25 protein-coding genes and 1 pseudogene are annotated in these 26,459 nt (G+C 33.7%); 11 read left to right on the top strand and 15 right to left on the bottom strand.

The window, feature by feature from the left end; genetic code table 11:
- The first annotated feature begins 319 nt into the window (after positions 1–319).
- The 3 genes from TYM08_RS19070 (at position 320) to TYM08_RS19060 (ending at position 4,731) form a co-directional block, all read left to right on the top strand.
- Positions 320–3,295, top strand: coding sequence for an ATP-binding protein (locus TYM08_RS19070; RefSeq protein WP_422380741.1), 2,976 nt, complete (start codon positions 320–322; stop codon positions 3,293–3,295).
- A 20-nt stretch (positions 3,296–3,315) separates the two neighbouring features.
- On the top strand, positions 3,316–3,609 hold the full coding sequence (locus TYM08_RS19065; RefSeq protein ID WP_422380740.1) for an ATP-binding protein: 294 nt from the start codon (positions 3,316–3,318) through the stop codon (positions 3,607–3,609).
- Positions 3,610–4,086: 477 nt separating this feature from the next.
- Positions 4,087–4,731 (top strand): hypothetical protein, encoded by a 645-nt coding sequence (locus TYM08_RS19060; RefSeq protein ID WP_422380739.1) that lies wholly within the window; start codon positions 4,087–4,089, stop codon positions 4,729–4,731.
- A gap of 73 nt (positions 4,732–4,804) precedes the next feature.
- Here the strand turns inward: TYM08_RS19060 and TYM08_RS19055 are convergent, their stop codons facing one another.
- Complete coding sequence (locus TYM08_RS19055) at positions 4,805–6,445, bottom strand: ATP-binding cassette domain-containing protein (protein WP_422380738.1); 1,641 nt, start codon at positions 6,443–6,445, stop codon at positions 4,805–4,807.
- A 366-nt stretch (positions 6,446–6,811) separates the two neighbouring features.
- On the opposite strand from TYM08_RS19055, the gene TYM08_RS19050 reads away from it, so the two are divergent.
- A complete protein-coding gene (locus TYM08_RS19050; protein ID WP_422380737.1) occupies positions 6,812–7,546 on the top strand; it encodes a hypothetical protein in 735 nt (244 codons plus the stop codon).
- Between the two features lie 64 nt (positions 7,547–7,610).
- On the opposite strand, the pseudogene TYM08_RS19045 reads toward TYM08_RS19050, so the two are convergent.
- The 4 genes and pseudogenes from TYM08_RS19045 to TYM08_RS19030 all read right to left on the bottom strand — a co-directional run.
- Positions 7,611–8,375 (bottom strand): annotated as a pseudogene (locus TYM08_RS19045) (sigma 54-interacting transcriptional regulator); the annotation flags it as partial.
- A 385-nt stretch (positions 8,376–8,760) separates the two neighbouring features.
- A complete protein-coding gene (locus TYM08_RS19040) occupies positions 8,761–9,123 on the bottom strand; it encodes a hypothetical protein (protein WP_422380736.1) in 363 nt (120 codons plus the stop codon).
- Positions 9,120–9,572 carry a hypothetical protein gene (locus TYM08_RS19035; protein ID WP_422380735.1) on the bottom strand — a complete coding sequence of 151 codons (453 nt, stop codon included), beginning with the start codon at positions 9,570–9,572 and terminating at the stop codon, positions 9,120–9,122. The genes TYM08_RS19040 and TYM08_RS19035 overlap by 4 nt, the downstream gene beginning before the upstream one ends.
- 12 nt (positions 9,573–9,584) lie before the next feature.
- A complete protein-coding gene (locus TYM08_RS19030) occupies positions 9,585–10,088 on the bottom strand; it encodes a hypothetical protein (protein ID WP_422380734.1) in 504 nt (167 codons plus the stop codon).
- A gap of 19 nt (positions 10,089–10,107) precedes the next feature.
- Between TYM08_RS19030 and TYM08_RS19025 the strand changes: the two genes are divergently transcribed.
- Complete coding sequence (locus TYM08_RS19025) at positions 10,108–10,884, top strand: hypothetical protein (protein ID WP_422380733.1); 777 nt, start codon at positions 10,108–10,110, stop codon at positions 10,882–10,884.
- A 68-nt stretch (positions 10,885–10,952) separates the two neighbouring features.
- On the top strand, positions 10,953–11,729 hold the full coding sequence (locus TYM08_RS19020; protein ID WP_422380732.1) for a nucleotidyltransferase domain-containing protein: 777 nt from the start codon (positions 10,953–10,955) through the stop codon (positions 11,727–11,729).
- Positions 11,730–11,757: 28 nt separating this feature from the next.
- Here the strand turns inward: TYM08_RS19020 and TYM08_RS19015 are convergent, their stop codons facing one another.
- Entirely contained in the window at positions 11,758–12,483 is a 726-nt protein-coding gene (locus TYM08_RS19015; RefSeq protein ID WP_422380731.1) for an NAD(P)-dependent oxidoreductase, read from the bottom strand.
- 66 nt (positions 12,484–12,549) lie between these two features.
- Here TYM08_RS19015 and TYM08_RS19010 point away from each other — a divergent pair, with 66 nt between their 5' ends.
- The 3 genes from TYM08_RS19010 to TYM08_RS19000 all read left to right on the top strand — a co-directional run bounded on the left by TYM08_RS19010 (position 12,550) and on the right by TYM08_RS19000 (position 15,551).
- Positions 12,550–13,485, top strand: a complete 936-nt coding sequence (locus tag TYM08_RS19010; protein WP_422380730.1) for a LysR family transcriptional regulator — start codon at positions 12,550–12,552, stop codon at positions 13,483–13,485.
- Positions 13,486–13,853: 368 nt separating this feature from the next.
- Entirely contained in the window at positions 13,854–14,303 is a 450-nt protein-coding gene (locus TYM08_RS19005; RefSeq protein ID WP_422380729.1) for an RrF2 family transcriptional regulator, read from the top strand.
- Positions 14,304–14,339: 36 nt separating this feature from the next.
- Positions 14,340–15,551, top strand: coding sequence for an NnrS family protein (locus TYM08_RS19000; RefSeq protein ID WP_422380728.1), 1,212 nt, complete (start codon positions 14,340–14,342; stop codon positions 15,549–15,551).
- Positions 15,552–15,554: 3 nt separating this feature from the next.
- Here the strand turns inward: TYM08_RS19000 and TYM08_RS18995 are convergent, their stop codons facing one another.
- The 4 genes from TYM08_RS18995 to TYM08_RS18980 form a co-directional block, all read right to left on the bottom strand.
- A complete protein-coding gene (locus TYM08_RS18995) occupies positions 15,555–15,896 on the bottom strand; it encodes a hypothetical protein (protein ID WP_422380727.1) in 342 nt (113 codons plus the stop codon).
- A 10-nt stretch (positions 15,897–15,906) separates the two neighbouring features.
- Positions 15,907–16,131 (bottom strand): GNAT family N-acetyltransferase, encoded by a 225-nt coding sequence (locus TYM08_RS18990; RefSeq protein ID WP_422380726.1) that lies wholly within the window; start codon positions 16,129–16,131, stop codon positions 15,907–15,909.
- Between the two features lie 224 nt (positions 16,132–16,355).
- On the bottom strand, positions 16,356–17,672 hold the full coding sequence (locus TYM08_RS18985; protein ID WP_422380725.1) for a DEAD/DEAH box helicase: 1,317 nt from the start codon (positions 17,670–17,672) through the stop codon (positions 16,356–16,358).
- Positions 17,672–18,136 carry an EVE domain-containing protein gene (locus TYM08_RS18980; RefSeq protein WP_422380724.1) on the bottom strand — a complete coding sequence of 155 codons (465 nt, stop codon included), beginning with the start codon at positions 18,134–18,136 and terminating at the stop codon, positions 17,672–17,674. Before TYM08_RS18980 ends, TYM08_RS18985 begins: the two co-directional genes overlap by 1 nt.
- Positions 18,137–18,206: 70 nt before the next feature.
- On the opposite strand from TYM08_RS18980, the gene TYM08_RS18975 reads away from it, so the two are divergent.
- Complete coding sequence (locus TYM08_RS18975; RefSeq protein ID WP_422380723.1) at positions 18,207–18,590, top strand: RidA family protein; 384 nt, start codon at positions 18,207–18,209, stop codon at positions 18,588–18,590.
- A gap of 2 nt (positions 18,591–18,592) precedes the next feature.
- On the opposite strand, the gene TYM08_RS18970 is transcribed toward TYM08_RS18975, so the two are convergent.
- From TYM08_RS18970 to TYM08_RS18960, 3 genes are all read right to left on the bottom strand, one after another.
- Positions 18,593–20,803: a response regulator gene (locus TYM08_RS18970; RefSeq protein WP_422380722.1), complete on the bottom strand. Its 2,211-nt coding sequence runs from the start codon at positions 20,801–20,803 to the stop codon at positions 18,593–18,595.
- A 321-nt stretch (positions 20,804–21,124) separates the two neighbouring features.
- Positions 21,125–22,744, bottom strand: coding sequence for an ATP-binding protein (locus tag TYM08_RS18965; RefSeq protein WP_422380721.1), 1,620 nt, complete (start codon positions 22,742–22,744; stop codon positions 21,125–21,127).
- Positions 22,745–22,767: 23 nt separating this feature from the next.
- The gene (locus TYM08_RS18960) at positions 22,768–23,589 is read right to left on the bottom strand and encodes a response regulator transcription factor (protein WP_422380720.1); all 822 of its coding nucleotides are present in this window, start codon (positions 23,587–23,589) and stop codon (positions 22,768–22,770) included.
- Positions 23,590–23,799: 210 nt separating this feature from the next.
- Between TYM08_RS18960 and TYM08_RS18955 the strand changes: the two genes are divergently transcribed.
- Complete coding sequence (locus tag TYM08_RS18955; protein ID WP_422380719.1) at positions 23,800–24,357, top strand: hypothetical protein; 558 nt, start codon at positions 23,800–23,802, stop codon at positions 24,355–24,357.
- A 35-nt stretch (positions 24,358–24,392) separates the two neighbouring features.
- Here TYM08_RS18955 and TYM08_RS18950 read toward each other — a convergent pair whose 3' ends face one another.
- The gene (locus tag TYM08_RS18950; RefSeq protein ID WP_422380718.1) at positions 24,393–24,806 is read right to left on the bottom strand and encodes an SRPBCC family protein; all 414 of its coding nucleotides are present in this window, start codon (positions 24,804–24,806) and stop codon (positions 24,393–24,395) included.
- Between the two features lie 9 nt (positions 24,807–24,815).
- Entirely contained in the window at positions 24,816–26,384 is a 1,569-nt protein-coding gene (locus tag TYM08_RS18945; protein WP_422380717.1) for a C13 family peptidase, read from the bottom strand.
- Between the last annotated feature and the right edge of the window lie 75 nt (positions 26,385–26,459).

The following is a 26,459-nucleotide window of genomic DNA, read 5'->3' as shown; positions in this document are numbered from 1 at the left end:
TATTTATCCTAGGTGTTATCCACAGTGTGCCACGATATATATTGATATTGAATCCAATGAGAGTTATCTATGTATTAAGTCGCTTTTTTAGAAATCATTAAAATATTCAAAGGATATAGTGTGTTAGCCTCAAAATGCCTTTTTACCATCTAATTTAACCTTTTTACCATCTAATTTAACCTGTTTGTATTTAAAAAAGTTCAAAATGAAACATAACTAAAAGAATCGCCCTTCTTACATGGCATGTCTACTAGCCTTGCCTATACTAAATGTACTGTTTAAAAAATACTCATCTTGTTGTTAAAAGTAGAAATTTGCTATGCCCATACAAAAAAAAATCACCATTGGTCTTCAAGTAGTATCTTTAAGTGATTCTTACAACAACACAATAATTGATTGTATAAACACGCTTGCGGTGAAGTTAAATGTCAATTTGATTTTGTTTTTAGGTGGCGCGCCTGGTAATCCAAATCTGGATCAAGAACATCATCAGAGTGTGATATACGAACAAATTAATTCAAAAAATGTGGATGCCGTAATATTATTAACTCCAACGTTAAGTAATTATTTAACTGAGCAAGAATTCAAACAATTATTAATAAAATTCTCATCTGTTCCGGTTGTTAGTATTGGAATGGATATTTCTAATTTTATTTCGAGACAATCTTCAATTATTGTGGATTCAATATTTGGTTTCAGCGAATTAATAAAAGATTTAATAGTCAAACAAAAATATAAAAATATTGCTTTTGTGTCAGGTCCGTTACGTAACCCTGAAGCATTAATGCGTTTAAATATATACAAAGAATTGCTAACAAAATACAAAATTGAAATAAAAGAAGAAAATATTTATTACGGATATTTTATTCGGGAAGATGGCCCAGCAGCATTAGATAAATTTTTATCAAATGAAAATATTCCAGATGTCATTATTTGCTCAAATGATGTGTGCGCCATTAGTATGATTGAGGAATTAACGTTAAGAAAAATAAAAGTCCCACAACAAATAGCGGTAACGGGTTTTGATAATATTAATGAATCTAAATTATGTACCCCAACATTAACCACCGTATCACAACCTTTTGTTAGAATGGGGGCCCTTGCATTTGAATTAGCAATGAAGCACATAAATAAACAATCATGTGAAAAATTATATACATTAGATAGTACTTTTGTGACAAGAAATTCAAGTGGATTCCATTCTGTAAAAAAAACCAAAAATCAATTAGAGTATGATCTGAATAAATACGTATTGCCTTTTATAGAAAAAAATATTGACAATGAGGTAATAGAGTATGATGAGAATATTTATGAATTATTGTCAGATATCGTATTTAAATTAATGCAACAATCTAACAATAATATTGATCGAAGTATTGTTGAATTTGAAGAACATTATTATCCAATTTTAGAAGAACGATTAAAATCCGATATACGATTAAAATCTGGTTATAAAATTTGGTTAGGTTCAATCGAGAAGTTAGAAAAATCAGAAGTAAACAGTAGCAAAAAATCAAAAATAATTAATTTAATTACCATTTTGATTAGGGAGTCAATGGAAAAGGAATTTGCATTAACAAGATCTACAGATATTTCTTCTAGGGATAATATTTATTTTGTTAAAGATATCATTGATGAAATATCAGATTCTAAAACTTTTGACGAATTAGCAGATGGAATTCGATCAAAATATTTACAACTATCAAGATTTATAGATTTGCAGAATTACTTAGTATTAGGCTACCCAAACCCAGTCAAAAAAATAAAAAATATGAAGTGGATTCCACCTAATAAAATCGATACGATACTGTCTTTTAATGATATCAAAAATGATAATTTTAAAAATTCTAAAAATCATGACGCAACACTGTTATTTCCAAAAAAATTAAAACCAAATAAATCAAGATGCACAATGGTTGTTGAAACAATATACAACTCTGATGATCAGCTTGGTCGAGTCATTTATGAACTATACCCAAGAGAGATAGATTTATTTGCATGCGCAATGATTACGTCTCAAATAACGTCAACAATACGAAATATTCACCAAAACAAAGCAAGACTCATCGCTCAAGAAAAAATCCAGACCCTTGTATCCGATTTAGAATCGAAAAATAAATTAGCAGAAGAAGCTGTAACAGCAAAAGGTCATTTTTTGGCGACCATGAGTCATGAAATAAGAACACCAATGAATGGTGTGTTAGGGGTGACGGAGTTATTACAAAATACAAAATTAACCGAAAAGCAAAATAATTATTTACAAATTATTCAAAATTCAGCTCATTCATTGCTCAATATAATCAGTGATATATTAGATTTTTCTAAAATTGAAGAAGGTAAATTAAGCGTAGAACATATTGAATTTGAATTGATGAAGCTATGTAATGAAGTGATTTCTGTTTTTTCATTCGATGCTCAGAAAAAAAATATAAAATTAAACTTATCGATACATGAAGATGTGCCCACTATCATTGTGTCAGATCCAACTCGATTACGACAAATATTAATAAACTTAATAGGGAATGCATTTAAATTTACTGAAAAAGGCTCTATAACTCTTGGTATAGAATTAGAATCAAATACTGATTTTAATAAAGAAAATCCACTTTTAAAATTTTCAATTATTGATACAGGAATTGGTATATCTATAGAAAATATTGAAAAGTTATTTGGTGCATTTAATCAAGCGGACAGCTCCATAACACGAAAATTTGGTGGGTCTGGATTAGGATTGAGTATTTCAAAATCGTTGTCAGAATTAATGGGGGGCGATATTGGTGTTACCTCAAAAGTGAATTCAGGCTCAATATTTTGGTTTACAATACTGAGCAATCAATCCAAAGCAAAACCTAAACCAGCTGTGCAGACTAATGTACGCGACACCATTCCAAGAAAATCATTAAAAGGTAAAAAAATATTGGTAGCAGAGGATAATAAAGTAAATCAAATAGTCATCAAAGGCATGGTAAAAAAACTTGGTGCGCAAGCGGTTGTTGTAGATAATGGCCAGGAAGCATTTAAAGCATACCAAGAAGGAATTGATGAATATGATTTGATAATTATGGATTTTGAAATGCCAGTATTGGATGGTGCAAGCTCAGCAAGAAAAATACGAGCATTAGAAAATTTAATAAACACTGATGATACTACCTCCATACGCATACCCATTGTCGCCATTACAGCGCATGCAATGAATGAACATCGAGAATCCTGTATAGAGGCAGGAATGGATGACTTTTTAAGTAAGCCGATTGATTCTGAATTGTTGTTCGAAATGCTCGATAAATACTTGTAAAACTGTTTTGTGATGCCAAAATGATCAAACAAGTGATGATTAACCTATTAGTTAATGCCGTTAAATATTCACCAAAAGACAATGAAATACGTATTAGTGCCAGCGTAAAAAAACAAAAGTGCTGTGTGATTGTGAAAAATAATGTGAATCTAGAATCCAACCCTATAAACATTTCCCTACCCAGTGTCTATGACTCGGTAGGATTTGGATTGGAAATCGTACAAACCATATTACACGCACACGATTCAGAATTAAAAACCGAAAAAAGTAAAATGGATTTTACAGCGAAATTTGAGCTACCATTGAGTCAATGAATAAACTTGATTGACGTTGTATGTTTTCTAATAATAAAAATATAACAAGCATAAAATTAAGTGACTTAAGCTAAAGATCAAACATTCAGTAAAAATTAAAATTAATAAACGGATTAAACCGGTATCGTAAGAAATAAATAGCAGCGTAAGCTGGACGAATTTTACAAAATTGAACCGGTCATGTCTGATCTGCAATTTGTTTTTTCTCGAACCCTACGGCTCAATACTTCCTGATCAACTACTTGATGGAATAAAAGTGTAATGGAATAAAAGTGTGATGGAATAAAAGTGTGATGGAATAAAAGTGTGATGGAATAAAAGTGTGATGGAATAAAAGTGTGATGGAATAAAAGTGTGATGGATTAACCGTTGAGTTAAATATGGTGTTAATCAATTAATGATTTTTTTGAGTTTATTATGTAAAATGCGGCCTTAATTTTTTATTCATGAGTTAAAGCTCACTTCAAGGAAATATACATGTCAAGATCAATAATAATGATGGCAAGCGCAATAATGATGTTTGCCTGCAATAGCACTGAAACTAAAAAAGAAATAAGTCCTGCTGCTGCATCTGTTTTTCAATCCATTCAAATGCCTGAAAAAACAGCCGATGTTTCAGTGAATTATGAAATAAAAAACAATGTGGATGCGGCTTGTTTAAATGAAGAAAAGCATAAAATTTATCAGGCGGCATTAAATTTATCAAACATTAGTAGTTTGTATACTGATAAAGATGGGACAGTTAATTCGATGATTGTTAGAATTAATTCTTTCACCCAAGAGCAATGTCCATATATAGTTGCAGGCAAAACAGTTCAGTTTGAAACTAATAAGACATTACGCGAAAAACAATTAACTGCTTTTATCGATGTGCATCAAATTACTTATGAAGATGATTTAGCAAAAGTAAATTACGGTACGGCAAGTAATGCACGTTATGGAAATATTGACGTTAGAAATGTAGATGGAGATTGGTTTGCTGTTGGAAGAAGTGGACAATGGCGCTCAAGTTCGTTTGCAAGATCTCAAATGAGTGAGGTGTTTTATGGGGTGCAATGTAGAGACGGCTCCCAATTGGCACTTTATTTGTCATTTCATAAAACGGATATTTGTCCTAAGTAAGTATTTATATGAAAGAATTTTAATTAATCGAGTGCTTAAATTTTTTAAATTTTAGGCACTCTCGTAATTATATTTACAGATTTATTATTTTAGTAATTCCAACCGCATTAACAAACTCTTCATCATGGCTCACCAGAATAAAACAAGAGTTGTATTCTTTTAAGCAATTTTGCAACAATATTTTACTTTCAATATCTAAATGATTGTCAGGTTCATCTAATAATAATAAACAATCGGTTTGTGTCGATACACAAAGCCAAGCTAACTTTAATTGCTCACCTCCGCTTAGTGCATGACAGGGTAAAAATACGCGATCTCGTCTTAAGCCAATGTTGGCTAATAACGTTCGTAAGTTGTCATGACTATGTTCGGTTAACCATATTGATAGGTTATCTAATGCATTTAAATTTTGATCAAGAAGCGAATAATGTTGATCAAGGGTAACGACTTTTTTGTTGCAGTGAATGTGCTCATATTTATTGCTGTTATAAATAAGTGATAATAATGTGGATTTACCTGAACCGTTTTCTCCTGATATTAATAATTTTTCATTGTTGTTAAGTGAAAGATTAACGGTTTTATTAACATAAGGCAGGATTAAATCTTCAATAAATAAAACCTGTTTACCATTGGTGTTTTGTTGATCTAGTACTAATGCTTGAGTGTCGTAGCGGCTGATTTGTTGTTTGGCATCATCTAATTTAGTTTTTAAATCGTCATTTAATAAATCGGTTTGTTTGGTGCGTTGGCGATTAGTGCTTTGTGCGCTTTCTTTTTTTGTGTCGTATGCTATTTTGCTATGGCTTCTTGAATGTTTATTTTTAATGCCTGTTTTTTGCGACTGCTCTGCTTGTTCGAGTTGTTTCTGTTGATTTTTATTTTGAAGTTTAATTTCTTTTTGAATGTGATTTACTTGATGATTAAGTGCGTTTAGTTGGATTTGATTTTGTTCAAAATAAAAATCATAATTCCCTCCAAAAAGTTCAATACCATTTGAGGTTAATTGGTAAATACAATCAACGGCTCGTAATAATTCACGATCATGGCTGATCAGTAATATACCAAATTTAAATTGTTGGATTAATTCTAATAACCATTGTTTACCCTTAATGTCTAAATGGTTGCTGGGTTCATCTAAAACCAAAAATTCAAAATTACTATTGAATAATTTTAATATCGTTAGTTTTGTCTTTTGGCCGCCACTTAAATTTTGGACTAAAAAGTCCACATCTGCAGGTAAATGTGCGCGCTCAAGTTTGGTTTCAATTTCCGCTTTAATTGTCCATTGGTCATTTATAATTTGAAATAGGGCTTCATCGGCATCACCTAATTCAATTTTATTTAAAGCATCAATTACAGGGGTGATTTCTAAGAAATCAGCAATGGTTTGGTTTTTTGAATCGTCAATTTTTATTTTGTCTGGTGGCGAGAGGTTGGATTTTTGTTGGAAAAAACCAATATTGTCTACATGACAATTCACATTACCTTTAATGTCATAAGTTAAACAGGCAAGTGAAAAATTTTGTATCAATTGAGTGAATACCGATTTTCCCGTGCCGTTTCGTCCTATCAAACCTTGAGTTTGATGCGTAAAACTTAACGATAAATTTTTAAACAATTGACGCTGATCAGGTAGGGTTAAATCAATATTATTAAATTCAATAATCGGTTGGTTGTGAATGGTAGATTGAGTATTTTGTGTTGTATTAGGCATAAGCACTCCAAATAGTAAGCAGGAGTCAAATTGCGTAGAAATGTTTTTTATAAATCAAAAATCATTGATTAAGACAAAACATCGAAACATGAAAACGCATTTGCGAGACTACCTGCATTAAATTAATAAAAGCCAAAAAGGTTTGGATAAAAATTTAACGAGTAATCATTACATCATGTTTATATATTGCCTTGGAGGAGAAAAGAAAAACTAGGTTAAAGGGTTTTGACTGATATTGCAATGGCTAACGTTGAGTTTATCGTGACAGTTGGTTAAGTGGGGTGGTTTATTAGGGGTTGTTGTGTACTTAATTTATTTTTACTTTACTATGTAATCAATTTAATATTTTATAAATAAAGGCTAAAAATGATTCATCATATACATAAATATTTAAGATTATTACCATTTATAATATTGATTTTTTTGTGTGGTTGTAAGGAGAGTCAAGCCAGTGGTGCGCTTGAATATGAAATAGAAATTACATATTCCACAATAAACGTACAGGGTTTTACTATAAAAATTACGGAATCGTTAATGGATAATTCTGAATATTATTCAGGCGTTTCACTTTTGCATGAAAGGTTAGCAGTGGTTGTGGATGTGCTTCCAAAAAGTGAAATCGATTTTCTTAAACAAAATGTCATTATTTGGATTACAGATGAAAGTGAAGTTTATAACATAGCAAATGTTGAGTATCACAAATCAGCTCAATGGCTTATCAATAATAATCTTAACCCGGACAAGGCCAAAGGAATTGAGATTCATACCTTTAATACGTTTATAGAATGGACAAAAGATCAGCCTTTTATGCTGTTACACGAATTAGCGCATGCGTATCAGCATCAATATTTGGGTGATGATAATGCGAAAATATTATCAGCATTTAATTTGGCGCGGGACAGTGGAATATATGAAGAGGTGGATCGAAATGGCGTGCTCGAAAAGGCTTACGCCATTGCAAATGAATTTGAGTATTTTGCAGAAACATCGGAATCTTTTTTTGTTACGAATGATTATTTTCCCTATAACAGAGATCAACTTAAATCTTTTGATAATAATGGTTACCTGTTAATGCTAGATATTTGGGGTGTTGTTGAATGATTTTATTTTTCGCGTTGTAATAATTGTATTAAATATTTTATAATTTCATTTCTATATATTATTGTTAAAACAATTGCATCGAAGTAATCCCAAATTTACTCAGTAGCACTTTTACGCGATGAGAGTCATTGGTTGTGGTTTTTTTAAGTCTGCTGACTGCAAATAGTTTTCGTCCTGCATCGGCCATGCTCTTTGAGTCTAAGCACGTTTCAATAATGGTTCTAAGTTGTGCTTGATCAAAATAATCAAGATTGTCTATCGCTTCGCAAGATAGATAGTCTTCCAAGTCGATAGTATTTGTTTGGCTGTTATGTGCGTTCCATTTATTTTTTAAACGTTCGATTTTATCTAGTGTAATTTCGTCGTTAATGCGTCCACCATCACACAATATTGTCATGCGAGTGATGCTTGCATTTAAATCTCTAAAATTATTTTTCCAAGTGGCTTGGCTTGATTTTGAAAATTCTAAATATAAAGCCCGTGCACTTTTGTTGAATTTTATTAATGTCTTTTTCTTATTTTGAATGGCGTTTAATTCAAAATCAATGTTCGCTTCAATGTCTTCGATACGATCTTTAAGTGAGGGTAACTGATAAGTCCATAAATCAATACGGGCTAATAAATCTCCACGAAACTCACCAGAGTTAGCTTGCTGTGAAAGATTTTTATTGGTGCCTGCTATTAATTGAAAATCACTTTTTATGGTGTGGTCTGAACCAAAGGGCATGAATTCTTTTTCTTCAATAGCTTTTAATAACATGGCTTGTTCATCTAAACCTAGCTCACCTACTTCATCTAGAAACAATAACCCTTTGTGTGCCTGTCTTAATAAGCCGGGGTTTTTCTAATGGGTGACCCCGGTGGTTCTTTAATTAAATATCAGACATAAAAAAGGCCAACATTAAATGAATAACATCAGCCTAGTAAACTTCAGAAGGTTGTCAAGAATCTAGACCTGCCCCCCCGTGGTTTACTCTTGCGCTTTTGTAGATTGTTTTATTTTTTAATTAAATATCAGACATAAAAAAGGCCAACATTAAATGACTAGCATCAGCCTAGTAAACTTCAAAAGGTTGTCAAGAATCTAAACCTGACCCCGGTGGTTTTTTCTAAGACGGGACTTTAACCCGCTAGATATATTGCCGGTAACGGCGTACGACCTGACCCTGGTGGTTCTGCCATTCGGCTCTGACCCCGTGGTTTTTTGGTTTCATTTAATCTTCAAAAGTAAACTTACCATTCCCTAATTGAAAAACTAAGCAACCTTCTTGTTCTTCAAAAAAACCTGATAAATCTAAAAACTGATCAAAATAATCCATTTCTTCATCATCTCGATCACCCGATAATTCAATTCGTGTTTTTGAAGGTTGGAAATTTTCAATTTTAATTGAGCTACCAGCAATCATTTTGATCGATTCTTCAAGAACTGAATCAGCCGTATGAATTTGAAATTTAAACTTAAAACCATCGCAATCAAAAATAGCTAAATTTTCATTTTCAAAATCTAACTCTTCAAGAAAACTTTTTATTTTAGGTTCCGTTTGCTCGTTAACTAATATAAATGTTTCGTAGCTCATAAAGCACCATCGTTAGTCATATCTTCAATAAATTCTAAGTAATGAACTTTAATTCTGTCACTTTGCTGCCTATCTATCATCATCGTAAAAATATGAGTAATATTATAAAAATACTTAATTTCCTCCAAAACAACATTCGCACCAAATACAACTACTGGTTTTCCATAATAAATGCTTCTTTCATCTTCATCTTCACAAACCCAGACACCATTCAAACTTTTACGAAATGTTTCTCCAACGAAACAAACCAATAAATCCCAAGTTTCAGTGTCATTTTCTAAATCAATCATTTCTGGATAAGTATTTAACAACCATTTTCCAATATTCAATAATGTTTGTTCCGCAGATTCATCTATCAATGTTTCAAATTTTTCAACAAAAAGCAGAGCTTTATTTTCAACTTGACTTCGCCACTCGGCGAAGTCTATTTGATTAGTAAATTTATACATTTGTTACCTTTATTACATTCCAATATTGAATTGGATATTATGTTGTCTTAAGAAGTCTTGCAATGGTTTAGATGCATGTTTATCAAATTGCCATTTTATATTTAAATCTTTGTTATCTTTCATTAATTGCGCATCTCTTAAAATTTCAGACTTGTTTTCAGCTGTTAAATATTGATCACCTCGTTTATGTTCGTACCCAGTATTTGTTTTTTCATTATACAAATCCAAACGACGGTCAGTCACTTGATCCGCATCCATACCTTTTACATCTTTGCCTTTAAGCGTAAAAGTATGCTCTTTAGTCCAACCATTCGCTTTAGTAAACCCATTGTTATTAGCAAATACCTCTACAGCTTGATGCGATTTATTAGCCTGATTCACCGCTACATCATACTTCTTACTCCATTGATCTTCAGGTAATGCTTTCTCATTATTTAATGCTTTCCATTGTACATAATCTGCACGACGAAGGTTTTTATGCTCGGGCGTACCACCGAAATCTGGGGTTGTTTTCAATAGATTAAATAATACAGAAATGAATTTAATTAATTGGATTGAAATCGTTAGTTATAATGGGCACGTTAGAGAGGCTGCAATAAAAAAACTGGATTCACCTGCACCAAGTGGGTTTTTCTTTATATTGTTACTTAGAAGGCTCAATGACTGGGTTGAAAATGTGAGGATAGTGGCCAGAGAAAAGATAATCGAAATTGGATTTAAAACCGACCCTGAGTTGATTGTTAAAGCATTAATGCTTGCATTTAGAGATGTAAATTCTTGGCAGAGAATGAAACCAGTTGATACTGATGTTTTATATCAATTATTGTCCATTGATTTAATTAAAATTGAGATGAGAAATCAAATCATAGCATCCGAATCTGGACCTCAATCTAAAATATTGTTGAATATCTTAAAACGAAGTGGATTTGATAAGTATTTAATTGAAATTTCACAAAATTCTATTCAACCAAGTTTAAGATCTATGGTTTATCGTATATTACTGCAGAAAAACGTATTGTGGGTAAATAGAAAAGAAAAGAAGTGGTTAAGTCTTAGTTTACGTACTTTCAAATTTGAAACTTTTTATGATCAAAGAGTGGTTGAATTAGAGTATTCATTTGAAAATATTTTAAATTCAGCCTCAAACGATCGCTCTAGCATTGTTCGTAGAGTGGCTGCTGAATTCTTAATTAAAGAAATTGATAAATTAGATGGTGTAGCAATTGAAATGGCTGAAAAATTTGCTAAAGATAAATCAAAACCTGTTTATGAGCGAGGTCAATTCGCTTTAAAGAGGCTTGAGAATAATTGAACTATATGAAAGTAGTAAAATGGAACGAATTTAAATTCCATAATGAACAATAGACAGTTGGAGTAGTCATGATAGAAGATAATATAAAAAAAGAAATAATGCGACGAATCAAAAAAGCAGAGAGTGAGTTTGATGTAAAGGTACTCTATGCAGTTGAATCAGGATCGCGTGCTTGGGGATTTGAATCTCCCAATAGTGATTATGATGTTCGTTTTATTTATGTGCATAAAAAAGATTGGTATCTGTCAATTGATTTGGAAAGTAAGCGTGATGTGATTGAATACGAAATAGTAGACGAAGTTGATATTAATGGTTGGGAAATACGAAAAGCATTACAATTATTGTATCGATCAAACCCGACAATTGTTGAGTGGTTGCATTCGCCAATCGTTTATGTAGATGATGAGGTGTTTTCAAACAAAGCCAGGGCGTTATTATCTCATTCGTATTGTATTGATAAAGGTATATTTCATTACAGAAGTATGGCGAATACAAATTATAGAAGTTACCTAAAGCAAGATTTGGTGCCACTTAAAAAATACTTTTATGTTTTGAGACCATTGCTTTCAATTATGTGGCTAGAGAAATATAAACAGCCTGCGCCTATTGAATTTGATACATTGCTTGAAATACTACCAGAGCAATCGAAACTTACGATTGAAATTAATAAGTTAGTTGCCAGAAAAAAGCTAAGTTTAGAAAAAGAGTCGATTCCTGCTGTATTAGAAATCAACCAATTCATTGAAAAACAGCTTAATCGATTAAGTGAATATAAAAGCTCTGATTTAAATAAAGATAATGTATTAAAAGACTTTAATGCTTTTTTTGTTGAATGCTTGAAATAAAAAAATGGCGAAAGGAATCGCCATTTTATTAATTTGTTTTAGCGTAAATCACAGGCGTCTTGTATTTCCATCGCGTCCATAAATCACTGTCCATTACCAGTGACGCCATAAAGTGCGCCACATTAATTCGGCTAATTTCGCCAGCATTAAATAACGCATCTCGTGTGGGTTTGGCTTCAATTTTATATTCACTGACTTGGTCAGACACAATCAATGCGTCGGGTCTGACGGCTACCCAGTCTATAAATGGATTAGATTTACTGACTGTATTTTGTAAATAAGCGGTGGCTTGTTCGTTATCTTTATGTGGTGGCAATAACCAGCGTAATAGGTGAATTAATATATTGTGAGTGGTGGAAACCGTTTCTAAATTTAATTTATTGCGCACGCCTGTGGATGACATTAATACTAATTTAACTGGCGAGTTGGGTTGATTGAGTGCGACAGCTTCGCATAATCGTTTAATTGTGTTTGTGACCAGTGCTCTTGGATTACCAAACATGCCTTTTAAGGTTAAGTTGTGACCCAAACATGATGCAATGATTTGGCAGTCTTGTACTAATGTTTGTATTTGGTGATCACTAAATGATAAAAACTCACCGCGTATGATTTCAAGTTGAGGGTGCGCGCTGATGCTTTGTGGCAGTACGCTACTTGGGCGCACAATTACCTTTACTTGGGTGTTTTGATTCAATAATTGTTCGACTAATTTGTGTCCAGTTGCGCCTGATGCGCCAAGTACTAATGCTTTCATGTTGGTTACCTTTGTCGATTCGACTCATTAAATTGTATGAAATGAGTATAGCTATGCTAAATTGATATGGAAATTGACGAAAAAGACATAATAGGTATGCAAAAAAGTATAGGCTGGGCATCCGTTGCCTTTGACTGGAATCGCACAAGAGGGTTTTTAATCACCGCCGAAGAAGGCTCGTTCTCAGCTGCTGCTAAAGCATTAAACATGGCACAACCCACATTAAGCAGGCAGGTTGCCGCCCTTGAAAAAGACTTAGGCGTCACATTGTTTGAGCGTGGTGGGCAACGATTAGTATTAACCCAAAGTGGACAAGAGCTGTTGTTGCATGCCAAACAAATGGCCAGTGCCGCTGAGAAATTCTCTTTAACAGCGGCAGGACATTCGCAACAACTTGAAGGGTTAGTGACCATATCAGCAGGGCACCTAGATGCGGTTTATCGATTACCTAAAGTGATTAAAAAAGTAAAAGAAGATTATCCAGGTATTGATATTGAAGTAGTGGTGACTAATAACCCCAGTGATTTAAATCGACGTGAAGCGGATATTGCGATTCGTAATTTTAGGCCGTCGCAACCAGAATTAATTGCAAAAAAATTGGGAGAGGAAAATATATGGTTAGTGGGCACACAGACGTATTTGTCTTCCTTTAAAAGTATTGATCATATAAGTGATTTAAACGACATTCAAATTATTGGTTTTGAAAAAGACAAAAGAATGATCGATATTTTAAATCAACAAGGCTGGTTGTTGTCACAAAAAAACGTACAAATAGTGACCGAATTTCAGCCGATGCAAATTCAATTATGTAAACAAGATTTAGGTGTGATTTTTTTGTCAGAATATGCAGAAAAATTTGAGCCAAGTTTAGTAAGGATATTAAATGATCAAGGCCCAATAATGACATTGCCTGTTTGGTTGGTATGTCATCAGGAATTGCGTACTAATTTACGGGTCCGAAAAGTATATGATTTAATATCTAAAATATTGGTAGATAGTTAGTGGGGAGGGGACGTAGTGCCAGTTCGGGCTCGTCTACTTTTGAAATGCTCGATATTGTTTAGTTAGTTAAATACAAAATTTGAATGTCCTGACGCTACTTCTATGCAATCGTTAATCTTGGTGATGTCCAGCGTTCATATTATTGGATTATATGACAAAGTGGATTTTTACATGAGGTTACTCTTCTTAAAAATCACCAGTATTGGATGTGCCAACACTATAAGGCATGTCTAGAGGTTTAAAGGGATGTTTCTTCATGAGGGTAAATATCCGTTTAATATAATGTGCCGTGCATATTTAAAATAAAGATTATGAGTTTTCACTTTAAAGATGTAAACTGTATGCATCTTTAAATATTTGGCCCAAACATGAACATAAAGCGTTTCACTGATTACTCTTTGCGTATTTTGATTTACTTAGCTTTAAAAAGTAAAGAAACGTCTGAAGCTCCCGTTACCATTAAAGAGGTAGCAGACAGTTACAGCATTTCTAAAAACCATTTAATGAAGGTTGTGCAAGAGTTAAGTGCCAAGGGTTACATAAGAGCAACTCGTGGTAAAAATGGCGGGCTTAAATTGGGCAAAGCGGCGAAGTTAATTAATATTGGCGAAGTGGTCAGAATGACCGAGCAAGATTCAACATTAGTAGAGTGTTTAGGTGACAATAACCACTGTGTGATTACACCTGCTTGCGAACTAAAAAATATATTAGCTAAAGCGAAGGCCTGTTTTTTTGAAAGTTTAGATCAACATACTTTGGCCGATTTAATAAAAGGTAAGCGCTCAAACGAGTTGAAATCGATATTGTTATTTCCATAATTTTATATTTAAAATTTTAAGATAAGAGAGGTAGGTATGATAATTTCACCAAGTGGTCACATTAAAACAACAGAGGACGACAATCAACCCATTGCTTTTTTACGTATGGCATTTCGCCCGTTGTTTTGGCTAGGTGCATTGTTTAGTGTATTTAGTATTTTAGTTTGGGGTTTAACCCTTACTGGTTATATTCAATTTTCTCCTATGGGTGGCGCGTATTTTTGGCATGTTCACGAGATGTTGTTTGGTTTTGTGGTGGCGATTATTACAGGGTTTTTATTGACGGCGGTTCAAACTTGGACTGGAGTATCCAGTGTAAAAGGTAAAACACTTTTTGCACTTGTAATGGTTTGGTTGTTGGCACGTGTATTTAATGCATTTCCAGTTTTTATACCTGAAAATTTAATTATCGCCCTTGATGTTTTGTATTTGCCATTGGCTGCTTATTATTTAGCAAACCCTGTTATTAAAGCTAAAAAATGGCGCAATTTATTTTTTGTGCCTGTTTTATGTTTAATGGGTGTATTGAATTTATTAATGCATTTGGCGGCTAAAGGTGTATTGGATATTTCGTTTATATCAATCAGTCATATTATGGTTTTAATGGTGACATTGATTATGTGCATTATGGGTGGACGTGTGTTTCCAATGTTTACCTCAAGTGGTACAAAAACTGAAAGATTACCGGCTATTGGTTGGTTAGAAAAATTATCCATTATTTCAGTTGTGCTAAGTGTTTTAGTAGTCGCACAAATTCTGCCTTTACATATTTATGTTGAAGCGGCTGTTTTGTTAATTGCTGGTGTTATAAATTTTATAAGAGCGTTGCGTTGGAAAATTTGGGTGACACTTAAAACACCTTTGGTTTGGTCGTTACATTTAAGTTATTGGTCAATTTGTATTGGTTTAGTCATGCTGGGGTTAGCAAAGTTAGGTTCAATTACTGGTGCGTCGTTAGGGATTCACGCTATTACCGTAGGTGGTATGGGTTTAATGATTTTAGCGATGATTTCAAGGGTGTCATTAGGTCATACTGGAAGAATTATGCAGGTAAATTATGCAATGAGTTTCGCTTTGATGTTGATGGTTTTAGCATTAATTGTGCGAGTGTTTATGCCAATGATAATTGAGTCTTATCAAATGTTGATTTTAATTGCTTGTGTATTATGGGCGCTAGCGTTTGGATCTTTTGTTGTTGTTTATTTTCCTGTCTTGTTTTCGCCAAGAGTGGATGGTGATAAAGGGTAATATTTAACCCGTCAGCAACTGTAACTCTAACATTAAAAGTGCGGCAAGCGCGGTGATTGCTGCACCACAACCCAAGCCTAAAGTGATCACAAATACTTGCCATCTATTAAAAGTATACCCTTTAAAAAATAACGGAATTAAGCAGGCAGTAGAGCAAGCTAGCACGATAGAAAATCCGATAAACACCGGTTGAAATTTAGTGCCATTACCATAAATAAAAATGACTCCTATTACTGTAAATGTCATTAAAGTCAGTAATGCAAGTTCAATTGATTGAGTGATTCGTTTCCATTTTCTGTTTTCGAATTGTTTTTGCCAGTTTATTTGTTCGCTCAAATTTTTCATGGGGTTTCCTTTATTTATTCATTAGGCTGTATTTAGTGTGATCAAGCATTTGTCCATTTACGATTTCAGCGTTTTTAATGTTTCCTATATTTTTCATATTTAATCTTTTGCATACTTTGTGACTTGCCTCATTAAGAATGGCAACAAATATATTGATTTGATTTAGCTTTAAATCGGTGAATCCTATTTCAATTAATTTTAGTTTTAATTCTCTGTCGATATGTATGGGGAGCATGTAGATACCTATTTTAAAAAATTAATATGTCTAATATTGGGCTAGGGCCAAATTCAACTTTTTTGTGGACTTTTATTTTTTGTGGACTTTGATTATAAGTTTTAATAAAAATGGATTTGACTCCTGGATAATAAATTAAAATTTATGATTTAGCACAATATAAAAATACTTTACTTTTTGTTTTCTTGTTACGTAAAATATTATTTCTTTTATAATGGCTGATTTTATTGAAGACGACGTTTCTTTCTTGGCTTTAATTCTAATCCTGTTGATTTTTTGTCAGGTGCTTTACTGTGATTTGATGTTCTATTATTTTGTTTTATTTTGATCTTGGCTTTTTTCTTTCTTATTTGTTTTTCTTTCGGTTTTTGTAAAAAAGAATTTGGCATATTATGTATGGGTTCTAACCCTTCTAGTGTGTCGCGCTGGATGACGTGTTTAAGTAAATACTCAATGGCAATCAGTTCGTTATATTGTTCTGCACTTGCTAAGGATATCGCCATGCCTTTTTCACCTGCTCGTCCTGTTCTGCCTATTCTGTGAATATAATCTTCAGCCACAAACGGAAAATCATAATTAATTACTATTGGTAGTTGTTTGATGTCTAAACCGCGTGCTGCAATGTCCGTGGCTATTAATACTTGAATGTCTCGGTTTTTAAATTGTGTCATTGCGCTGTTGCGAATGTGTTGGGGTTTGTCACTGTGAATCGCACGGCTATGAAATCCATTTTCGCGCAGCTGCATATCTAAATCATCGACGGTTTGTTTTGTTTTACAAAATACGATTGATTGTTGTTGGTTATATTCTTCAATAATTTTCATGATAGCTGCGGGTTTATTTTTTTTGTCGATTTCATACAGCCATTGTTTGATATTTTTATTGGCTGTATTTTGTTTACTTGATGACAAATAAACGGGGTTATTTAAAAACTCAGCCACTACTTTTTTAACGCTTTCAGGGTAAGTCGCCGAAAACAATAACGTTTGTTTGGTTTGCGGTAAAAACTGCAAGATCGATGCTAGCTCATCTTCAAAACCCAAATCTAACATTCGGTCGGCTTCATCTAATACTAATGTGTGTACACCGGTTAAATCAACCTGTGCTTGTTGTTGTAAATCAATTAATCGACCAAGTGTTGCCACAATAATATTCACCCCTTGATTAATTTTTAAAATTTGACTGTCTATTTTTTCTCCACCAATCACAAGTGCGGGTTTGATGATTTCTAAGTCTTTTGCAAAAAAATCAAATTGTTCAAATACTTGTAAAGCTAATTCTCGTGTAGGAGTTAGCACTACAACATTTATGGTTGTAAATTTTGTTAAATCGGCATCGCTGTAGTTGGTTAGCATGGATTGTAATATGGGTAAGACAAACGCTGCCGTTTTACCTGTGCCTGTTTGTGCACTGGCGGCGATGTCTTGTTTATTGAGAATGGGTGTGAAGACTTTTTTTTGAATGTCGCTGGGTTTTTGGTATCCTTTTTTTAGGATATTTTTTAATAATGCTTCGTTGAAAAAGTCAGGAGTAAACTGCATCAGCTTAACTCGCTCATTTTTATAATTTCGTCCCATTGCTGTTCGGTAACTTGATTGATGCTTAAACGTGAATGGGTGACCAGTTGCATTTCACTTAATGCAGGGTTTGCTTTAATTTCTTTTAGAGTGACTAAGCGCTTTATATGTTTTTGAAACACGATATCGACCATAAACCAACGCGGGTTTTCAGGATCACTTTTTGGATCAAAATATTTAGATTCAGGCTCTAAAGCCGTAAAGTCTGGATACGATTCTTTTATCACTTTAGCGATGCCCACCACACCAGCGGGTTTGGTGCTTGAGTGATAAAACAATACAAGATCATTTTTTTTCATATTTTGCATATGATTGCGCGCTTGGTAATTTCTTACTCCATCCCAAGGTTCGCCTTGTTTACCCTTTGCTTGTAAATCATCAAAACTAAATGCGTCGGGTTCCGATTTCATTAGCCAAAATTGTTTCATGCTTGCCTCGTTAGTGGTTATAATCGCGTTTTTAACGTTCAATTATATATTAATTTACAGGATTTCTACTATGGCTAAGCAAATTATCCACACAGACGATGCACCAAAAGCAATCGGTACATATTCTCAAGCAGTTAAGGTTAACAACACTGTTTATATGTCAGGTCAAATTCCATTAGTACCAGAAACAATGGAAATGGTCGAAGGGGACATCAAAGCAAACATTCACCAAGTATTTAAAAACTTATCTGCTGTGGCAAAAGCCGCGGGAGGATCATTACAAGATGTGGCTAAATTAAATATTTTCTTAACGGATTTATCAAATTTTGCAGCAGTTAATGAAGTGATGGCAGAATATTTTGTTCAACCTTACCCTGCACGTGCAGCCATTGGTGTTGCTCAACTGCCAAAAGGTGCACAAGTGGAAATGGACGCAATTTTAGAAATAGAATAATTCTATAAAGGCGGGAAGCGTCTGACTACGGCTTCTTTGAGAATTTTTAACTCAATAGGTTTGGTTAAATAGTCATCCATTCCCGCTTTCATACCTTGAGTTTGATGTTCTTTCATCGCATGTGCAGTTAACCCAATAATAGGTGTTGGAGTTAAATTATTTTCTAATTCAAAGCGTCTAATTTGTTTTGTCGCTTCAATACCGTCCATATTGGGCATTTCAAAATCCATTAAAACTAGATCTATGTTCTCGTGGGTTTTTTTAAATAACCGAACAGCAATCTCGCCATCTTCAGCAATGTTAAATCCCATATTGAGTTTTTTTAACATGGAACGAATGACCATGATATTCACATTATTATCTTCAACCACAAGTACACGTTTATTTTCAATTTGCAGATTTTGTTTGATTTCTTCTTCTACTCGATCTTGATCAGATCGTTCATCAAACAACGATGAAAACTTTTCTTTTAACGAGCGTGATGTTACGGGCTTTTGAATGACGTGGTCAATTTTGGCGAGAGTTAACTCCTCCTGTGAAGGCAGCATGGTCAAACCGGTGATTAGTACACGTTTAATTGAGTTCATTGTCGGGTCTTGGTTCATCCATTTTGAAAGATCCAGTCCATTTTGATTAGGAAGGGACATATCAATTGAAATCAAATCTAATGATTTTTTAGACTCACTTAATGATTCTAGAACAATGATTGCTTGTTCGTAACTGTATGCAATATCAACAGTCATGCCCCAGGATTTGCACTGTTCTTGCAAAACCGATACAAACTCAACTGAGTCATCAACTACTAAAATATGTTTGCCTTTAAGTAAATTAACAGTGACTTGATTTTGCTTGATGTAACGACTGTCAGCTAAATCGCATGCAATGGTAAACCAAAATGTTGAGCCTTCATCTAATGTGCTATCGACACCAATTTCCCCGCCCATTAATTCTGCTAAAAATTTCGAAATACTTAAACCTAAACCCGTGCCGCCATATTTTCTGGTGGTGGAATTGTCTGCTTGTGAAAACGATGAAAATAACAGCGCTATTTGCTTTTCACTTAAGCCAATTCCTGTATCGGTGATTGAAAACTTTAAAATGGTTTTACCTGTTTCTAATGTATCCACAATAGGAGTAACGCTAAGTGTAACTTTGCCCTCGGCTGTAAATTTTAAAGCATTACCAAGTAGGTTTAATAATATTTGGCGTAGCCGAGTTGGGTCGCTTTTTATAAATAAAGGGGTACCTGGGACAATATCGATTAAAAGCTCTAGTTGTTTTTTATTAGCTGTTAGACTAAACAATGACACGACATCTAAACATAATGCATCAATGTCCATATCAATTTCTTCAAGATCTAATTTGCCTGCTTCAATTTTTGAATAATCTAAAATATCGCTAATAATATTTAGTAGTGCCTTACCAGAATTGTTAATTATATCCACATATTGGCGCTGGTTTGGAGCAAGATCGGTATTTTTTAGTAATTCGACCATACCAATTACCCCGTTCATAGGGGTGCGAATTTCGTGACTCATGGTGGCTAAAAATCGACTTTTTGCTTCGACTTGTTCTTGTGCCGAGTCGACACTTTCTTGGGCGATGTTTTTAGTGTGAGTATTATTAAACCAAATTTGATATCGGTATTTATCTTGTATCCATATAAATATAGATAATATTGTAAGCGCGGCGAATATGTCGTTTAAGCTGTAGCGACTTGCGGCATCGTGCGGGCTAAATCCATTGATAAACGATAAAGTTAAACACCAGCTTGAACTGCCAAATAATATTAGAAGGCCGTATTTTCTTTTTATTGGGATCAGTGGAATTAAGCAAATAACAAGAATAAAACCTGTTAAATAGGTAGGATCGCAACCTGTAAGGCCTGTAATAGTGGCAGAGCCAAAAGCGAGATATATTGCAATTGGGGCGACTAAATATTGGTACTTACCTTCAACCCAATCGATGAATGTAAGTGCTAATAAAATGATACCAAGTAGTGTAAGGCCGGCACGAATCCAAATAAAAATCGGAAATTGAGGGTATAAGGCTTGATCGATTGGGATGAAAAAAAGCCAAATAAACGACAAAAATGACGGAACCATTAAAAATCGTCTGGATTGATAATGTAATTCGTCATTAAAGCTGACAGCGGGTTTGTCTCGCGTGTCTTTAAAGTCAAAAAATTTGGAGAGAATCGTAGGAATATTCATACAAATTGATAATTAGGCCCTATAAATTAGCAGCCATGCACGAGAAACTTTATTGTAATTCGTTTCAAACGCCCGTGGCATGCAGAGTGCTTCTATATGAGTTTTAGTATAGGTTGTATTTTTTGTATTGCTGGAATTCTATTAGAATAATGTTAGATGATGGATTTTATTTAGATGATGGATTCTATTTAGATGATGGATTTTATATCGCCTTAATAAAATTTAATTTGTGCAAAACTTCATTATTTTGTAAGTAATAATGGCTATGTTTTAAATTGTTGTGGCATGAAAGCAATCCCAGAATCCAATTTGAGTGAGTAATTACTCTAAATCTTGATTGAATTTTTGGTCAAGGGATTCAAATTCATCATCAAGCGCCATATCGGTTTCGTCAAATTCGTCCATTCGCGCACTTGCTAATGGTAAGCGAATTTGAAATTGCACGCCTGAGATATCAAGCATTGTCCATTTTAATTCACTTTTACGTTTTTTATTTTGAACATCTATGCAAAATTGTGCCATTTGAGAAAAGTTATCAACAAAATTAATGCTATTGATCTCTTTAAGTATAATTTCATGGGTTTTCTTTGAATAGCTGTGACAGATTTTGATTTTTTTTATGGTTTGGTTGAATTCACTTTTGCAATTTCGATTGGTGATGCTTGTATGCGGATGCGATTCTTTGGTGTTTAAAGTAAGAGTTTCACCATTCGCATTATGTTGAATCTGAATGTATTCGACACTTTCATCATCGAAAGTGATATCTAATTTGTATTCTTGATTCGGATTTTTAATATTCTCTGCGCGTATTTTCCCTTCGTATCCGCTGACAATTTCATGGCTAAAAAATAATCCTAATCCTTTTCCGTGATTCTCTTTTACTTTTCGAGTTGAAAACCCCAGCTTAAAAATTTCTGATTTATTGTCGTCTTTGATATTGGGGCCACGATTGTAAATGTTTAAAAATAAGTGGCTGTTTTCTTGACCCAGTTCGATAACAATTTTATCGGTTTTTTGTTTGAATTTTGATTTTTGTAAAAAGAATTGAGCATTTTTAATGATATTTTCAATAAGTAAAATAAAATGATTTGGGTTGCCTAATAATTCTTCACATTGATGAATTATTAAATAAAATTGATCATTAATTAAAGTTGTGGTTTTCTTTTTGCTTTTTAATATATTGCGATATTGTTCGGAAGATTCAGTAAGTGTACTTAAATAGGAAAGTAATGCGAATTTAGGTTGATAATAAAAATCTTTTGATTGAACCTCTTGTGCATTTAAGGAATGCTGAATGTAGTGTTCTTCGCATTCACATAAATAATCACTAATATGCAGAGCAATATTGTCTGTAGTAGCTAAATCTAACAAATCCCATAAGTATTTCATTGACGCCATTGCGTCATCGCTTGATTGTTTGATGGCAGAAATATCTACGGCAGGGTTGTTTTTATTTAATATTTTTAATTGGGTTTGCAGTGTTTGAATAAATGTTTTTACTTTGTCGTAACTGATGACGCCATTGTGCCTAACTTCCGATGCAATGGACTTGAAATGCAGATATTTTTCGTCGTACTCAATGAATTCTAATAGTTTTTCACTGATAAAATATTTTAACTTATCGGCATGAGTTGAATAAGTAAATGCTTTTTTGTTTAAGGATTTATTTTGTTTTTTAATTTGGTTGTTTTCTATCAGTAGATTCTGGATGTTAGATTTTTGCAAACGTGCCAAGCGTTGAAAGCGAATAAATGACCAAAAACAAATCAATAATCCTAATGTAAGACAGGCATATTCTAGTTGTTGTGTTATGCGTGACAATATATAGGGCGCAATATAAATTGAAATAAATGCATGATCATAAATGGACGAAAGAATAATAAGAAATATACCCATCAAACTTAAATATGGAAAACGCAATGGCTGAATTAGATTTGTCATTTTAATTACTCAAATAAATTATATTAATCAATGGATTTCCAACGATATGCACCTTCGTCGCCCACTGCAGCAATACCTTTACCCTGTTTGCATAATTCTAAAAATGAGAATTTCGGATCCGTTGATTGTGCAATCAATTCAATAGAGTGTCTGAGAATTTTAATATGTTGACGATAACTTGCGTAGGAAAACTTTTCCACATCTGCATCAATGCGTTGGGCCATATCAATTGTTGAGATAGGTCTTGGGCTGGATTGTAATAATTCACGTAAAATTTTTCGTGGAGTAGGGGCTAACGGGCGTTTAGTGTTTGCTGGATTCATTAACGTTTGGTTACGAAAGTAAACCTGCCATGTGGCTAAATCCATTTTTAAGTCGCCATTAATAATAAAATCGTCATTTTTTTGTGAGGTGCTTTTGTTGTTTGTTGAGCCTGCAAGTTGATGTTGGCGTATGACTGCCTTTATTCGCCAGCATAAAACCTGTTCAATATTATTCTGATGTTTGGCAATAAAGTCTCGGCTATCGCCCTGTTCCAGTGCTTGCATTTCGATGTCGGTGCCTGAGTGTTCTGAAAAATACACGATCGGTAAATCGGGCCATTTGTCTTTTAAAGCACGTGACACACTAAAACCAGCATGGTCATTGCCGTGCATGTTCGCATCAAGCAGTGCAAGGCTTGGACGTTGATCGTCGGTCATTATTTTAATTTTTTGACAGGCTGCCTGTGCAGATTTATGGCAATCCACAATGGTTGGGGAGTCATCAAATTGATGCGCTTGTAAAATTGGTAAAATTTTGTTGATCCAATGAAACTGATCTTCGACCCAAAATATTGATGCCATAAGTTACTTATTTTTTATTGAAATTTCAGCGTGTAGTTATAGCAACTTTATCGCCAAAAACAATGACGGATACAACAATTTACAAACTTTCTTTTCATGTAATGATATAAAAAACATCTTGAAAGACTTTTTACTAAGTTTTCACCGATTTTTTACAATGATTAATCATAATGAATCTTATCAAAATGATTAGCAAAAAGAGTGAGAGACATGAGTACATCTAACCCCCGTAACATTAGAATAATAATTTCAACTACAGTCATGTTGGTTTTATTATTAGTGATGCAAAAAAATTACGCGACAGGTTTTAATGAAATTCAAATGAATTCTGCGTTGTCAAATCCGCAATTTACAATAAATAACATTGATATAAAACACATTGATGAATCGTTAGCGGCTATCTACCCATTAAGTTGTGATGTGTGGTCGGGTTTTGAGTTTGAAGAATGTCTGGCGTTAGAAGAAAACGATGTGTTCTTTCAAGTAGAGGGTGATTACAATTACGATGGTTTAAATGAGCAATATCATACAGGTTATGCACAATACGAATCGGGTCAGTGGGTAAAATATTTATTGGTGTTAAACCATCAGTTGGATGTGGTTGCGTTTAAAGTGATTGAGCTTGATGGCTTGACTGATGAATATAATTTCACGGGAATTTATCAAACAGACAGTCAGGTATATTGGGTTGAGTGCATTAGCTGTGATGTGATTTATGCCATTAAAGTGTTTGAAGGTAATGAAAATTTTGTAGCCGCAACGGATTAAAAAGGAGCCAAATATAAGTTGGTTCCTTTATTTTTTTATTTGCTTTCTACATGTTTTTTGAAATTATCTAGAATGCACTGCCAGCCCATTTTTTGTTGTTCTGCCGTGTTTTCGTCTTCGCAATCAAATGACTCTTTTACGATTACTTGGTCACCTTCTATAATAAATTCAACTTTTACTAATCGATTGTCATCTAGTTTATATTCAATCAACTCGTTATAAATAATATTGGTATAAGTGCCCTCAAAATCAAATCCCATGCTGGCATCTTTTGCTTCCATGCGATAATTAAATCGACCACCAACGATCAAATCGTTCGTGCTTTTTGGATTGCACCATTCAATTGATGCAAAATTCCATTGGTTGATATCTTCTGGAGTTGTCCAAGCCGACCAAACTGTTTGGATGTTGGAGTGAATCGTGGTTTGTATCGTGATGTTGATGCTCATATAGGATTCCTATTTTGTGTTCTGTGAATTGTCTGAAGTTGTGTTTTTATCTTTAATATCTAAAAATAGTTTTTTTAATTGATTCAATATAGTTTCCTTTTCTTTGATGTCTTTTATTTCTGTTGTTAAATTTAAATGTGCTCTAATATTATCACCTACAAAAATTTGCGGATTTGAAAATTCATAGCCTTGAGCTTCTTCACGTTCCTTAACTAATAATTTTGCTCTGTTAAACGTGTCAATAAAATCAAGTGATTTAAATGCATCTTGAAAATATGCCTGTCCAAAATACGTCATGTCTAAATCATTGGAGCAACCAAAAGAAGTGTGTGTCGAATCCGCTGCAGTGATAATAATACTGTTTTTATTTTTTAATTTATCAATGAATACACCTGAATAGCAGGCACTAATGATGATGACTCGCCATTTAATTTTGGTTGAATTTAGGCTGTCGGACAACATAGTCGGACTGATATTCCCGATGTTCATTCCATGAATATCTAATGCAATGCCAATATCGGCATTACCATGGCTGGTTAAATACATTAATAAAACATCTTGAGTCACATCGATTTTATTTTGGATTTGTTCAAGGCTGAGTTTAATTGCATGATGGGTTGCCCAAGGAATATCTAGATTGTCCATGCTATTCATAAGTGTAATTTGTTGGTTGTCTTGTATTTTATATTGATTGAGTGTTTGATTGATGATCGATACTTCACTGGCAAACACTGATTGCCCGCCATACATTGCAGCAGTTAATGAGTAATAATCAATTTGTTGAGTATCGTGCTGAGTTAATGAATCAAATTGCGCATTTAATAATTCAGTTTGGTTGTATAGGTATTGTTCGCGATCGCGATTAGATTTTAAATATTCATTGGATGTTGGGTCACCTTTAAATTCCCCTTCTTGCCAAATACCTTTTAGAATTTCTTTCGTGCCATCTTCAAGTGATTTGGTCAATTGACCTTTTCCTGAGGGTGAGCCCCAAGAAAACTGACCAATATATTGATCGCCATTTGGATAGGTTAAAGTACCTAATCCGTTGAATCTAGCATAAGAAAAATCACCAATATAATGTGTGCCATCAATTCCAATGTATTCACCTTTTTGTATTTCGTTATTTTTAAATATTCCTGTCCATTTATTGCCGCTTTTGTCTTGCATACTGCCTTGATCGTTTAATGTCCATTTTGTAAATGTTCCAGAATATATTATTCCATCGTAATCGATATGGATGCCTTTACCTGTAAATACGTTATTTTCAAAGTGTCCTTCATAGCTTACTTGTTCGTTATAATATTTACCTTGTCCATTGTATTGCCCATTGGAAAAATCGCCTTCATAAATAAAATCGTTTTGTTTGGTAAGTTTTCCATAACCTTCAAAAACGCCCTGTTTAAATTCGCCTTCGTAATAGGTCTGGTCGGTGTAAATTAATCTACCTTCGCCTGATAACAACCCATCTTGAATTTGACCTTCGTAAATCGATCCGTCTGGTAGGGTGATGATTTCATTGGCAATTAAAAATAATGGCCAAATTAAGCAAACAATTGCCAAACCAAATTTACGCATATAAAAAATCCAAATTAGTTGTTTCAAAAATAAAGACAGAATATCGGTTTTGATTTGGTGAATCTATAGGTGAGA

The organism is Marinicellulosiphila megalodicopiae (assembly GCF_045862395.1).
GTDB lineage: Bacteria > Pseudomonadota > Gammaproteobacteria > Pseudomonadales > Natronospirillaceae > Marinicellulosiphila > Marinicellulosiphila megalodicopiae.
Note: the sequence above shows the minus strand (reverse complement) of the source record. Positions and strands in the feature narration are given on the sequence as shown.